The sequence below is a fragment of the Pseudomonas sp. UBA6315 genome (assembly GCF_002438125.1).
In the GTDB taxonomy this organism is placed as follows: domain Bacteria; phylum Pseudomonadota; class Gammaproteobacteria; order Pseudomonadales; family Pseudomonadaceae; genus Aquipseudomonas; species Aquipseudomonas faucium.
Genome location: NZ_DJTF01000040.1, coordinates 16,175 through 27,979 on the forward strand (window position 1 = coordinate 16,175; position 11,805 = coordinate 27,979).

14 protein-coding genes and 1 tRNA gene are annotated in these 11,805 nt (G+C 63.6%); 9 read left to right on the top strand and 6 right to left on the bottom strand.

The features are described from left to right. Positions 1-41: 41 nt before the first annotated feature. Entirely contained in the window at positions 42-1,100 is a 1,059-nt protein-coding gene (gene nadA, locus B3E94_RS04965; RefSeq protein WP_019472564.1) for a quinolinate synthase NadA, read from the top strand. Between the two features lie 88 nt (positions 1,101-1,188). Here the strand turns inward: nadA and B3E94_RS04970 are convergent, their stop codons facing one another. Next, complete coding sequence (locus B3E94_RS04970) at positions 1,189-2,625, bottom strand: M48 family metalloprotease (RefSeq protein WP_236193597.1); 1,437 nt, start codon at positions 2,623-2,625, stop codon at positions 1,189-1,191. Between the two features lie 108 nt (positions 2,626-2,733). Between B3E94_RS04970 and B3E94_RS04975 the strand changes: the two genes are divergently transcribed. Next, positions 2,734-2,973, top strand: coding sequence for a sulfurtransferase TusA family protein (locus tag B3E94_RS04975; RefSeq protein ID WP_236193595.1), 240 nt, complete (start codon positions 2,734-2,736; stop codon positions 2,971-2,973). A 20-nt stretch (positions 2,974-2,993) separates the two neighbouring features. Then, positions 2,994-4,064 (top strand): AI-2E family transporter, encoded by a 1,071-nt coding sequence (locus B3E94_RS04980; RefSeq protein ID WP_286912551.1) that lies wholly within the window; start codon positions 2,994-2,996, stop codon positions 4,062-4,064. A gap of 120 nt (positions 4,065-4,184) precedes the next feature. Here the strand turns inward: B3E94_RS04980 and B3E94_RS04985 are convergent, their stop codons facing one another. Together B3E94_RS04985 and B3E94_RS04990 are read right to left on the bottom strand one after the other, a co-directional pair. Next, positions 4,185-4,658 (bottom strand): peroxiredoxin, encoded by a 474-nt coding sequence (locus B3E94_RS04985; RefSeq protein ID WP_286912552.1) that lies wholly within the window; start codon positions 4,656-4,658, stop codon positions 4,185-4,187. An 11-nt stretch (positions 4,659-4,669) separates the two neighbouring features. Then, on the bottom strand, positions 4,670-5,230 hold the full coding sequence (locus B3E94_RS04990; RefSeq protein WP_008097509.1) for a glycine cleavage system protein R: 561 nt from the start codon (positions 5,228-5,230) through the stop codon (positions 4,670-4,672). Between the two features lie 260 nt (positions 5,231-5,490). Here B3E94_RS04990 and dapA point away from each other — a divergent pair, with 260 nt between their 5' ends. The 5 genes from dapA (at position 5,491) to B3E94_RS05015 (ending at position 9,195) form a co-directional block, all read left to right on the top strand. After that, positions 5,491-6,378 carry a 4-hydroxy-tetrahydrodipicolinate synthase gene (gene dapA, locus B3E94_RS04995; RefSeq protein WP_236193589.1) on the top strand — a complete coding sequence of 296 codons (888 nt, stop codon included), beginning with the start codon at positions 5,491-5,493 and terminating at the stop codon, positions 6,376-6,378. Positions 6,379-6,393: 15 nt separating this feature from the next. After that, a complete protein-coding gene (bamC, locus tag B3E94_RS05000; protein WP_286912554.1) occupies positions 6,394-7,512 on the top strand; it encodes an outer membrane protein assembly factor BamC in 1,119 nt (372 codons plus the stop codon). Beyond that, the gene (locus B3E94_RS05005; protein ID WP_176518123.1) at positions 7,513-8,271 is read left to right on the top strand and encodes an MBL fold metallo-hydrolase; all 759 of its coding nucleotides are present in this window, start codon (positions 7,513-7,515) and stop codon (positions 8,269-8,271) included. It begins immediately after the preceding gene. A gap of 31 nt (positions 8,272-8,302) precedes the next feature. Next, on the top strand, positions 8,303-9,013 hold the full coding sequence (gene purC, locus B3E94_RS05010) for a phosphoribosylaminoimidazolesuccinocarboxamide synthase (RefSeq protein WP_016392503.1): 711 nt from the start codon (positions 8,303-8,305) through the stop codon (positions 9,011-9,013). A gap of 92 nt (positions 9,014-9,105) precedes the next feature. Beyond that, positions 9,106-9,195: transfer RNA gene (locus B3E94_RS05015), tRNA-Ser, on the top strand. Between the two features lie 117 nt (positions 9,196-9,312). Here the strand turns inward: B3E94_RS05015 and B3E94_RS05020 are convergent. The 3 genes from B3E94_RS05020 to B3E94_RS05030 form a co-directional block, all read right to left on the bottom strand. Further along, entirely contained in the window at positions 9,313-9,669 is a 357-nt protein-coding gene (locus B3E94_RS05020; RefSeq protein ID WP_286912556.1) for an addiction module antidote protein, read from the bottom strand. Further along, entirely contained in the window at positions 9,669-9,974 is a 306-nt protein-coding gene (locus B3E94_RS05025) for a type II toxin-antitoxin system RelE/ParE family toxin (protein WP_286912558.1), read from the bottom strand. The genes B3E94_RS05020 and B3E94_RS05025 overlap by 1 nt, the downstream gene beginning before the upstream one ends. A gap of 313 nt (positions 9,975-10,287) precedes the next feature. Continuing rightward, positions 10,288-10,905: a LysE family transporter gene (locus B3E94_RS05030; protein WP_236193583.1), complete on the bottom strand. Its 618-nt coding sequence runs from the start codon at positions 10,903-10,905 to the stop codon at positions 10,288-10,290. Between the two features lie 343 nt (positions 10,906-11,248). Between B3E94_RS05030 and B3E94_RS05035 the strand changes: the two genes are divergently transcribed. Continuing rightward, positions 11,249-11,805 (top strand): malate:quinone oxidoreductase (locus B3E94_RS05035; protein ID WP_286912560.1); only part of this gene is annotated, 557 nt, incomplete at its 3' end.

Consider the following 11,805-nt stretch of genomic DNA (forward strand, 5'->3'; position numbering starts at 1 on the left):
ACTCGATTCGACGCGCATGCGCGCCTGCAGGTCCCGCGATCATGACCCAGATTTCCGAACGCCTGTTGGTTCAGGCCCACCTCGATGCCAAGCAGCCCAACCCGCTGACCGCCGAGCAGGAGGCCGAATACCGTGCGGCCATCGCTGCCGAGCTCAAGGCGCAGAACGCCGTGCTGGTCGCCCACTACTACTGTGACCCGGTGATCCAGGCGCTGGCCGAAGAAACCGGCGGCTGCGTTTCCGACTCGCTGGAAATGGCCCGCTTCGGCAAGAACCACCCCGCCGAAACGGTGATCGTCGCCGGCGTGCGCTTCATGGGCGAAACGGCCAAGATCCTCACCCCGGAAAAACGCGTGCTGATGCCGACCCTGGAGGCCACCTGCTCGCTCGACCTGGGTTGCCCGGTCGAAGAGTTCTCGGCCTTCTGCGACCAGCATCCGGAACGCACCGTGGTGGTCTACGCCAACACCTCGGCGGCAGTCAAAGCCCGGGCCGACTGGGTGGTGACCTCGAGCTGTGCGCTGGAGATCGTCGAAAGCCTGATGGACAACGGCGAAACCATCATCTGGGGGCCGGACCAGCACCTGGGCCGCTACATCCAGAAGCAGACCGGTGCCGACATGCTGCTGTGGGACGGTGCGTGCATCGTCCACGAAGAGTTCAAGTCGCGCCAGCTGGCCGACATGAAGGCGCTGTACCCGGACGCCGCGATCCTGGTGCACCCCGAGTCGCCGGAAGCGGTGATCGAACTGGCCGACGCGGTGGGCTCCACCAGCCAGCTGATCAAGGCTGCACAGACGCTGCCGAACAAGACCTTCATCGTCGCCACCGACCGCGGCATCTTCTACAAGATGCAGCAGCTGTGCCCGGACAAGGAGTTCGTCGAGGCGCCGACTGCCGGCAACGGCGCGGCCTGCCGCAGCTGCGCGCACTGCCCGTGGATGGCGATGAATACCCTGGAGCGGGTGCTGGATTGCCTGCGTAACGGCAGCAACGAGATTTTCGTCGACCCGGCGTTGGTGCCCAAGGCGATCAAGCCGTTGAACCGGATGCTGGACTTTACCCAGGCGGCGCGGCTGAAGCTTTCGGGTAACGCTTGAACCAATCGCCGGCAAGCCGGCTCCCACAGGTATTGCACCGTCCTGTGGGAGCCGGCTTGCCGGCGATTGGGCTGCAACGCAGCCCCCCTTAACGCCCCATCATCTCCTGCACCATGCGCCGCTGCTCCATGATCTCGCGCTGGCGCTGGTCGATCTGCGATGCCAGCGGGAAGTTACCCCCGGCACGGCGCTTGGCGTAATCGAGCTGCTGGATCGCCTGGTCGAAATCCCCCACCAGGGTGAAGTACTCGGCCCGCGCCCTATGCAGGCCAATGGTGTTGCCCGACAGCCCGCGCACTTCGGCCATGTCGTACCACACGTCCGGATCGTCCGGGCGGCTCTTGAGCAGATCGTTCAATACCTGCTCCGCCTCGGCGGGTTTGTTCTGCTTGACCAGCAGGTCGGCGCGCACCTGCTTGAGTGGGTAGTTGCCCGGATACAGGCCTTGCATGCGCTCGGCGCGCTGCTGGGCATCGGCCAGGCGGTTGTTGGTGATGTCCAGGTCGATCTGCGCCAGGTTGTAGGTGATGTCGTTGGGCGCCTTGGCCAGCAGCGGCTTTAGGTTCTCGCGTGCTTCGTTGAGCTGGCCGCCCTTGATCTGCGCCAGGGCCAGGCCATAGCGGGCTGCATCGAGCTTCGGGTCTTCGTCGAGCTGGGCGCGGAAGCGCTTGGCGGCAAGGCCGGGCGTGCCTTCATAGGTGAGCGCCACGCGTGCGCGAATCAGCTGGTAGCGCTGGCTGTCTTCGACGCCGCCCTTGGGCGCCTGCTCGGCGCGGTTGCGGGTGTCGGCGATACGCGATTCGGTCACCGGGTGAGTCAGCAGGAATTCGGGCGGTTTGGCATCGTAACGGTACTGGCGCGCCAAGCGTTCGAACATGGTCGGCATGTTGCGCGGGTCGTAACCGGCCTTTTCCAGGTTCTGGATGCCAACACGGTCAGCTTCCTGCTCGTTCTGCCGGGAGAAGCGCCGCTGCTCCTGGATCGCCGCGGCCTGGGTGCCGGCAATCATGCCGATACCGGCGTCGCCCGCGCCGCCTGCTGCTAGCACGATACCGGCCAGCAGCGCGGCCATCATCGGCAGCTGCATGCGTTGCTGGGCTTCGACGCCGCGGGCGAAGTGGCGTTGTGACAAGTGCGCCAGTTCGTGCGCCAGCACCGAGGCGTATTCGCCTTCGGTCTGGGCGTTGAGGAACAGGCCGCCGTTGACCCCGACGATGCCGCCAGGGGCGGCGAAGGCGTTGAGTTCCTTGCTGTCGATGAGGATGAATTCCAGGCGCCGGTCCTGCAGCTGGCTGGTTTCGGCCAGGCGGTACACGGTGGTTTCGACGTAGTCCTTGAGCTGCGGGTCGTTCAGCTGGTTGACCTGGCCGCGCAGCAGGCTCAGCCAGGCGCGGCCGAGCTGGTGTTCCTGCTGTGGCGAGACGATCGCGGAACTGGCGTCGCCCAGCGATGGCAGGTCGTCAGCATGGCCGGGGAGGGCCATCAGGCAGGCCAGCGTCAGCAGGGTGGGGCGCAGTAGGTTCATGCACGAAGCTCGCGTCGGATAAAGCACCTACTGTAGCCGGCTCACACGTTGGCGACCAGTGGCGGTATCCTAGCCAGCCTGTCTGCCCCGCCTGTGGAGAATGCCCCGATGAGTGACACCCTGACCTGCGACGCCGAACTCGACGCCAGCGGGCTGAACTGCCCACTGCCACTGCTCAAGGCGAAGATGGAGCTCAATCGCCTGGGCAGTGGTGCGGTGCTCAAGGTGATCGCCACCGACGCCGGTTCCCAGCGCGACTTCCGCACTTTTGCCCAGTTGGCCGGTCATACGCTGCTGCGTGAAACGGCCGAGGCCGGCACCTATACCTACTGGCTGCGCAAGGCCTGAGTCTCAATCAAGGATCGTCAATGTTCAAAGTGCTTCGCGACTGGCTGCATCGCTACTTCTCCGATGAAGAGGCGGTGGTGCTGGCGGTGCTGCTGTTCCTGGCCTTCACCGCGGTCCTGACCCTTGGCGGCATGCTCGCGCCGGTGCTGGCGGGGATGGTGCTGGCGTTTCTGATGCAGGGCCTGGTCAATGCCCTGGAGCGCATCCGGGTGCCGACCCGGCTCGCGGTGATGCTGGTGTTCGCCCTGTTCATGGGGGCGCTGGCGGTGGTTCTGCTGGTGCTGGTGCCGCTGCTGTGGCACCAGCTGATCACCCTGTTCAACGAATTGCCGGGCATGCTCAGCAAGTGGCAATCGCTGCTGTTGCTGTTGCCGGAGCGCTACCCGCACCTGGTGTCGGACGAGCAGGTGCTGCGCGCCATCGAGTCGGTGCGTGGCGAGATCGGCAAGTTCGGCCAGTGGGCGCTGACCTTCTCCTTGTCGAGCCTGCCGTTGTTGGTCAGCGCCATGATCTACCTGGTGCTGGTGCCGATCCTGGTCTTCTTCTTCCTCAAGGACCGCGAGCTGATCGGGCGCTGGGTCAGCGGCTACCTGCCGCGCCAGCGCAGCCTGCTCAACCGGGTGGGCAGCGAGATGAACCGGCAGATCGCCAACTACATCCGCGGCAAGGGCATCGAGATCCTGATTTGCGGGGTCGCCACCTATATCGCCTTCATCAGCCTGGGGCTCAACTACGCCGCCTTGCTGGCGCTGCTGGTGGGCTTGTCGGTGGTGGTGCCATATGTGGGGGCGGTGGTGGTGACCGTGCCGGTGACGCTGATTGCGCTGTTCCAGTGGGGCTGGGGCGACCAGTTCATCTACCTGATGACGGTGTACGCGATCATCCAGGCGCTCGATGGCAACGTGCTGGTGCCGCTGCTGTTCTCCGAGGCGGTGAGCCTGCACCCGGTGGCGATCATCTGCGCGGTGCTGCTGTTTGGCGGGTTGTGGGGGTTCTGGGGGATCTTCTTCGCCATCCCGCTGGCGACGCTGATCAAGGCCGTGCTGGATGCATGGCCGCGGCAGGAGCCGAGTGTGTCACCGATACTCTGAATGCAATCGGGGCCGCTTCACGCCCCATCGCCGGCAAGCCGGCTCCCACAGGTGCGATGCACGCTGTACCTGTGGGAGCCGGCTTGCCGGCGATGGGGCGCGAAGCGGCCCCGTTCGTTCTCAAGCCTTGTCCAGCGCCTGGGCCGCCGCCAACACGGCATCCACATGCCCCGGTACCTTCACCCCACGCCACGCCTGGCGCAGCACGCCATCCTTGTCGATCAGGAAGGTGCTGCGGTCCACGCCCATGTATTCCTTGCCATACAGCTTCTTCAGCTTGATCACGTCGAACAGCTGGCACAGCGCCTCGTCCTTGTCGCTGATCAGCTCGAAGGGGAAGCCCTGCTTGGCCTTGAAGTTCTCGTGCGACTTGATGCCATCGCGCGACACGCCGAACACCACGGTGTTGGCCGCGGCAAAGGCTGCATGCTGGTCACGGAAACCCTGGCCTTCGGTGGTGCAGCCCGGGGTGCTGTCCTTGGGGTAGAAATACAGCACCACCTGCTGGCCCTTGAGCCCGCTCAGGCTCACGGCCTGGCCGCTGGTGGCCTGGGCCTGGAAGTCGGCGACGGGTTGGTCGATTGCTACAGCCATGGCAGGTTTCCTTACACGGGGTTCTGTGGGCGCCAAGGTTCGATCAGCGCGTCCAGGTTCAGGGCGTCGGCAAAGTCCAGGAACTGGTCGCGCAGCCAGCTGATCTGGGTGCCGGCCGGCAGGATCACGGTGAACTGGGCATTGAGCATGCTGCTGCCGGTCTGCGGCGCCAGGTAGGTGTCGCAGGTCATGGCTTCGAGCTCGACGCGGTGGTCGAGGAAGAACTGGCACAGCTCGTTGATGATGTCCGGGCGGTAGGCGGCGCTGACGTAGGCCACGTAAGGCAGGGCCTGCGGGCGTACCTCCTGGTCGGCGCTGCGCACCACGTCGAGGGTCAGGCCGTGCTTCTTGCCCAGGCCCGGCAGGGTGGATTCGAGGCGCGCCAGGGCGTCCCAGCTACCGCCCACCTGCAGGACCAGGGCGCTGGTCTCGCCATGCCGGCTCAGGCGCGAGGTGACCACCGCGCAGCGGTTTTCGAAGGCGGCGCGGCTGAGGACGTTGGCCAGCTCCATCGGGTTGGGGCCCAAGGCGCTGATGACGAGGAATTGTTCGCGGACGGTGGGGGTGGACATGCAGCATTCCTAAAGCGATGAGCGGTCGATGCAGGACGGGCAAAAGCCTCCTGTCGGCAGGGCCCGGGGCTCGCAAGCGAGGACGTGGACGCAGGCCGGGGAGCAGGGTCGACGGCCCGGCGGGCCGCGCTGCACCGATCAAAGGGCCAAGGGTAGCGAAATAAGGCGCCGAGGGGAATGCTCCGCCCGCCTGCTTCGCTTGTGCAAGGCCGATGCCCCCAGTACCATTACCGCTCTCTTTTTCCGGCAGGAGCAGTTACATGATTGCGGGCAGTATGGTGGCATTGGTCACACCCATGGATGCACAAGGGCGTCTTGACTGGGGCAGCCTCGACAAACTTGTAGACTTCCACCTGGAAAATGGCACCCACGCGATCGTCGCTGTCGGCACCACCGGTGAGTCCGCCACGCTGGATGTCGAAGAACACATCCTGGTCATCAAGCATGTGGTCGAGCGCGTCAAGCACAGCAAGAAGCCGATCCCGGTGATCGCCGGCACCGGCGCCAACTCCACCGCCGAAGCCGTGCACCTGACGCAGAACGCCAAGAACGCCGGCGCCGACGCCTGCCTGCTGGTGGTGCCGTACTACAACAAGCCGACCCAGGAAGGCCTGTACCAGCACTTCAAGCACATCGCCGAAGCCGTCGACATCCCGCAGATCCTCTACAACGTACCCGGCCGCACCTCCTGCGACATGCAGGCCGAGACCGTGATCCGCCTGTCGAGCGTGCCGAACATCATCGGCATCAAGGAAGCCACCGGCGACCTGGTGCGCGCCAAGGCCATCATCGAAGGCGTGAGCGAAGACTTCATCGTGCTGTCCGGCGATGACCCGACCGCCGTCGAGCTGATCCTGATGGGCGGCAAGGGCAACATCTCCGTTACCGCCAACGTCGCCCCGCGCGAAATGGCCGATCTGTGCGAGGCCGCCCTTGAGGGCAATGCCGAGAAGGCCCGCGCGATCAACGAAAAACTCATGCCGCTGCACAAGGACCTGTTCTGCGAAGCCAACCCGATCCCGGTGAAATGGGCGCTGGTGGAAATGGGCCTGATGCACAAAGGCATTCGCCTGCCGCTGACCTGGCTGAGCGAAGGTTGTCACGAAAAAGTCCGTACTGCCTTGCGCCAGTCCGGCGTACTGGTTTAAGAGGAAGTACACCGCATGAAGCGACTGGCTGGTCTTTCCGCGCTCGCCCTGATTATCTCCAGCACCAGTGGGTGTGGCTGGCTGTGGGGCGAGGATGGCTATTTCCGCGACCGCGGCAGCGATTACCTGCAGGCCCACCCCACCGCGCCGATGCAGCTGCCGCCAGACGCCAGCAGCGTCAAGCGCCTCGACCCGCTGCTGCCGATCCCGCGCAACGTGGCCGACGACCGCGCCACCGGCGAGTTCGAAGTGCCGCGCCCGCAGCCGTTGGTTGGCGGTGCCGAAGTCAACGATTTCACCCTGCAGCGCAGCGGCAGCAGCCGTTGGGTGCTGGCCCAGCGCTCGCCGGCCGAAGTCTGGCCGGTGGCCCGTCAGTTCTTCGAGGACAACGGTTTCCGCATCGCTGAAGAGCGCCCGCAAACCGGCGAATTCAACACCACCTGGCAGCGTTTCGACGAACTGTCGGCATCGCTCGGCCAGCGCCTGGCCAGCACCGCCAGCAGCGGTGACAGCGAAGTGCGCGTGCGTGTTCGCATGGAGCCTGGTGTGCAGCGCAACACCTCTGAGGTGTACATCGTCAGCGTCGAGCGCCCGGCGGGCAGCACGGCCGACACCGCATTCCCGTCCAGCTCCAGCAACACCGGCGCCGATGCGCTGCTGGTCGACGAAATGCTCGCCAGCATGAACCGCAGCGCCGAGAAGGGCGGTTCGGTTTCGCTGCTGGCCGCGCGCGACTTCGACGCGCCAAGCCGCGTCAGCCTGAGCGAAGACGGCAGCGGCAACCCGGTGCTGTACCTGGGCGCCGACCTGGACCGCGCCTGGTCCGGCGTGGGCCGTGCCCTGGAGCAGGGTGGCGAATGGCGTGTCGAGGACATCAACCGCAGCCTGGGCCTGTACTACATCAACCTGTCGGAAAAGCCGGACGACAAGCAGAACCAGCCGGGCTTCTTCAGCCGCATGTTCGGCAGCGAACCGACCAAGGAAGAGCGTGAAGCCCGTGCCGAGCGCTACCAGGTCCGCCTGAGCAAGGTGGGCGAGAGCGTGCAGGTTACAGTCGAGAAGAACATCAACACCGTGGCCCCGGCCGATGTCGCCCGCCGCGTGCTGAGCGCCATTCAGGACCACCTGGGTTAAGTGCGCTTCGCGGTACTTGGAAGCGGCAGCCAGGGAAATGGCACGCTGATCGCCAGTGGTGACACGTTCATCCTGGTCGATTGCGGCTTTTCCCTGCGCGAAACCGAGCGGCGCCTGGCGCTGCTCGGGGTGTCGGCGGCGCAGTTGAGCGCGGTGCTGGTCACCCACGAACATGCCGACCATGTGCATGGGGTGGGCTTGCTGTCACGGCGCTACAATGTACCGGTCTACCTCAGCCAAGGGACCTTGCGCGGCCTGCGCAAGCCGGTGGAGGTGGCCGGTTTTCTCGCTTGTGGCGACACCTTGCGCATCGGCTGCCTGGACGTGAGCGCGGCGCGGGTCGAGCACGACGCCTACGAGCCGCTGCAGTATGTGCTCAGCGACGGCCGCCGGCGCTTTGGCATGCTCACCGACCTGGGCTCTTACGACACCCGGTTGCTGGAGCGCTACCAAGGCCTGGACGCCCTGCTGATCGAAGCCAACCACTGCCGCGACCTGCTGGCGCGCGGGCACTACCCGTACTTCCTCAAGCAGCGCGTGGGCGGCATGCAAGGCCATTTGAACAACCACCAGGCCGCGAGCCTGGTGCAAGAGTTGGGCTGGAGCAACCTGCAACACCTGGTGCTGGCCCACCTCAGCAGCAAGAACAACCTGCCACAACTGGCCCGCCAGTGCTTTGTCGACACCCTTGGGTGCGACCCGGACTGGCTCCAGGTGGCGAATCAGGAACATGGGCTCGACTGGCGCGAAATCGCCTAGCCCAACACTCAAGCAAGCGGAGCCCTCCACCATGGAAAAACGCGACGAACTCTACCGCGGCAAAGCCAAATCGGTTTACCAGACCGACGACGCCGACCGCTTGATCCTGCTGTTCCGTAACGACACCTCGGCGTTCGACGGCAAGCGCATCGAACAACTCGACCGCAAGGGCATGGTGAACAACAAGTTCAACGCCTTCATCATGCAGAAGCTCGAAGAAGCCGGCGTGCCGACTCAGTTCGACAAGCTGCTGGGCGACAACGAGTGCCTGGTGAAGAAGCTGGACATGATCCCCGTCGAGTGCGTGGTGCGTAACTATGCCGCCGGCAGCCTGGTCAAGCGCCTGGGCGTGGAGGAGGGCATCAAGCTGGAGCCGTCCACCTTCGAACTGTTCCTGAAGAACGACGAGAAGGGCGACCCCTTCATCAACGAATCTCACGTTGTCGCGTTCGGCTGGGGCACCGCCGAGCAGCTGGTGGAGATGAAGAAGCTGTCGCTGAAGGTCAACGAAGTGCTGAGCAAGCTGTTCGACGACGCCGGCCTGCTGCTGGTCGACTTCAAGCTGGAGTTCGGCGTGTTCCACGGCCAGATCGTCCTGGGTGACGAGTTCAGCCCCGACGGCTGCCGCCTGTGGGACAAGGAAACCCGCAAGAAGATGGACAAGGACCGCTTCCGCCAGGGCCTGGGCGACGTGATCGAAGCCTACGAAGAAGTTGCCAAGCGCCTGGGCGTGCCGCTGTAACCGGCGCGTTCACGCAAGCGCCTGATACCACGCGATTTTTTTGAAAATAAAGGTTTGCGTTTTCAGAATTCGCTGGTATGATGCGCGGCATTGGAGAGATGCCGGAGTGGTCGAACGGGACGGATTCGAAATCCGTTGTACTGGCAACAGTACCTAGGGTTCAAATCCCTATCTCTCCGCCATACAAGATGAAGCCCCTGGAAACGAGAGTTTCCAGGGGCTTTTTCGTTTTGGCAATTTACTCGGGTGATTGCTCACCACTGGCGTTTTCCGGGCTCAAGTGGTTCAGACGCGTCCGTTTACTCGGCGGCACGTATAGCCGGCTCAGGCAGTGGTCTCACGGTCAACTCCACACCCAATGCCTGCATAAGCTTCTGGATGGTCTCGAAGCGCGTCTTGCTGCCTCCCTTGAAGGTCTTGTAAAGAGATTCGCGATTGACGCCAGCATCCTGTGCGAGCTTGTTCACGCCTCTCGCCTTTGCCACTTCGCCCATGGCATGCATCAAGACGTGCGTGTCATTGCTCTTCAAAGCTTCTGCCAAGTATGCCGCAATGGTTTCAGGGCTATCGAGAAACCGGGACGCTTCAAATCGCTTTGTGTTGCTCAGATCCAGATCGAGGATCGGCATCTCTTCGGGGCTGTAGTTATTACTCATCATTTCCTGCCTCGCAGATCGTCCAGGATTTCCTTTGCTCGCTTGATGCCTTTACTTTGCTCACGTTTGTCGCTGCCATAGAGCATCAGATAGCGGGTTTGGCCGGTTCGTACGTAGTACGCGCGATAGCCGGGCCCAATGAATACACGCATTTCGCTGACGCCATCACCCACCGGCTCTGTGTCGCCGAAGTTTCCGCATTCTGCTCGGCTGATACGGGCGGTAATCGCGGCTTTTCCGATAGGGTCCTTGATACCAGCGAGCCAGTCATCGAAGTGGGGTGTGCTGCGAATCTCGTTTGTCATTGTCGAGTGTAGCCTACTAGCTACTTCCTGTCAGGCTTGGGCTCCCGAGGCTAGGATGGCTGTTTCGTTGAGGCAATCAGTTGGTGGGTGGGCTGGTGACTTTACGAAAGGACCTACAACATTTCGGCCACAGCAGGGCCGGGAACCCTTATTTCGGAGAGTCATGGCAAGGGAGGGCTGAGTTGCAGGAGGCAGGGGCCGCTTTGCGGCCCATCGCTGGCAAGCCAGCTCCTACAGGAGCTGGGGCCTGGTCAGGCGATTACAGCGAGGAGGCGAGCGTGCCACATATGCACATCGGACTGCCCTGCAACCCTCAGCGCATCGCCGCCAGCTTGATCCCGAACCCCACCAGGCAAGCCCCCGCCAAGCGCTCGAACAGGTTGGCAATACGCGGGTTGGCGCGCATGCGCTCGGCCAGGTGGTGGGTCAGCACCACCGCAATCAACCCGTACAGGAAGGTCACCACCGCCACGGTTGCGGCCATGAAGCCAAAGGTCACCAGCCCCTGGTGCCGCACCGGGTCGACGAACAGCGGGAAGAACGCCATGTAGAACATGATCGCCTTGGGGTTGAGCAGGGTGATCAGCAGGGTCTGGCGCAGGTAGTGGCCGCTGTCCATGCGGCTGACGCGCGGTGCGCCGCCGGGTTTGCTCAGCAGCATGCGCAGCCCGAGGTAGGCCAGGTACGCGGCACCCGCCCACTGCACCAGGTGGAACGCGGCGGGGTAGGCCACGAGCAGGGCGGCAACGCCCGCTACTGCCAGCCACAGCAGCACCTGGTCACCGACAATCACCCCGCAGGTTGCCGCCAGGCCGGCCTTGATGCCGCCCTTGCCGGTGGCGGTGATCAGGGCGAAGTTACCGGGCCCGGGAATGGCCAGCATGATGATGAAGGCAATGACGAACGCGCCGTAGTCGGTGACGCCGAGCATGGGAGAACTCCTGTAGGGCAGTGCGATGGCCGAAGCCTTGACTATCGTCTGCCGCCACCGGCATTTCAACTGCTCGATCGGTCGCCCGGCGCAATCAAGCGTGACAACCTGCCGCTGAGGCAACCTGCCGTCTTGACGCCGCGGCCGGCAATTTGTTTGTGCTGGCATTTCAGAATACAATCAGCGAAACGATTCAGCCCTGTCGGTCAATTCGACAATAGCCTGGGTCGTTTTCTGGTTCTCTGGCCGCTGAACAATGACCATAACAAGCCTGCGCGGAAGAACATGAAACACCTGGGCCAGCCACAGGCCCGTCCTCCGTTCTACAGACTGGAATTGATCAATGTTCAAGAAAGCTGGCAAGACCTTGCTGGGTCTGGCTGTCGCTGCGAGCTTCATGCAAGCGCACGCCGCAGAAACCAAGAAAGTCGATGTGCTGCTGGTCGGCGGCGGCATCATGAGCTCCACCCTGGCCGTGTGGCTGCACGAGCTGGAGCCAAGCTGGTCGATGGAAATGGTCGAGCGCCTCGATGGCGTGGCCGAAGAAAGCTCCAACGGCTGGAACAACGCCGGTACCGGCCACTCCGCGCTGGCCGAGCTGAACTACACCCCGGAAGACAAAGACGGCAACGTCAACATCGCCAAGGCCATCGAAATCAACGAAGCCTTCCAGATCTCCCGCCAGTTCTGGTCGTGGCAGGTCCGTCAGGGCGTGCTGAAGAACCCGCACTCGTTCATCAACACCACCCCGCACATGAGCTTCGTTTGGGGCGATGACAACATCAAGTTCCTCAAGAAGCGTTACGACGCACTGCAGGCGAGCCCGCTGTTCCGCCCGATGCAGTACTCCGAGGACCACGCGCAGATCGCCAAGTGGGTCCCGCTGATGATGGAAGGCCG

Excerpts from the sequence above, each read along its gene's own strand:
- B3E94_RS04970 (WP_236193597.1), bottom strand. The coding sequence starts at position 2,625 with ATGAACCTACTGCGCCCCACCCTGCTGACGCTGGCCTGCCTGATGGCC.
- nadA (WP_019472564.1), top strand. The coding sequence starts at position 42 with ATGACCCAGATTTCCGAACGCCTGTTGGTTCAGGCCCACCTCGATGCC.
- B3E94_RS05020 (WP_286912556.1), bottom strand. The coding sequence starts at position 9,669 with ATGAGTAATAACTACAGCCCCGAAGAGATGCCGATCCTCGATCTGGAT.
- B3E94_RS04985 (WP_286912552.1), bottom strand. The coding sequence starts at position 4,658 with ATGGCTGTAGCAATCGACCAACCCGTCGCCGACTTCCAGGCCCAGGCC.
- B3E94_RS04980 (WP_286912551.1), top strand. The coding sequence starts at position 2,994 with ATGTTCAAAGTGCTTCGCGACTGGCTGCATCGCTACTTCTCCGATGAA.
- B3E94_RS05025 (WP_286912558.1), bottom strand. The coding sequence starts at position 9,974 with ATGACAAACGAGATTCGCAGCACACCCCACTTCGATGACTGGCTCGCT.
- B3E94_RS04990 (WP_008097509.1), bottom strand. The coding sequence starts at position 5,230 with ATGTCCACCCCCACCGTCCGCGAACAATTCCTCGTCATCAGCGCCTTG.
- purC (WP_016392503.1), top strand. The coding sequence starts at position 8,303 with ATGGAAAAACGCGACGAACTCTACCGCGGCAAAGCCAAATCGGTTTAC.
- dapA (WP_236193589.1), top strand. The coding sequence starts at position 5,491 with ATGATTGCGGGCAGTATGGTGGCATTGGTCACACCCATGGATGCACAA.
- B3E94_RS04975 (WP_236193595.1), top strand. The coding sequence starts at position 2,734 with ATGAGTGACACCCTGACCTGCGACGCCGAACTCGACGCCAGCGGGCTG.
- bamC (WP_286912554.1), top strand. The coding sequence starts at position 6,394 with ATGAAGCGACTGGCTGGTCTTTCCGCGCTCGCCCTGATTATCTCCAGC.
- B3E94_RS05030 (WP_236193583.1), bottom strand. The coding sequence starts at position 10,905 with ATGCTCGGCGTCACCGACTACGGCGCGTTCGTCATTGCCTTCATCATC.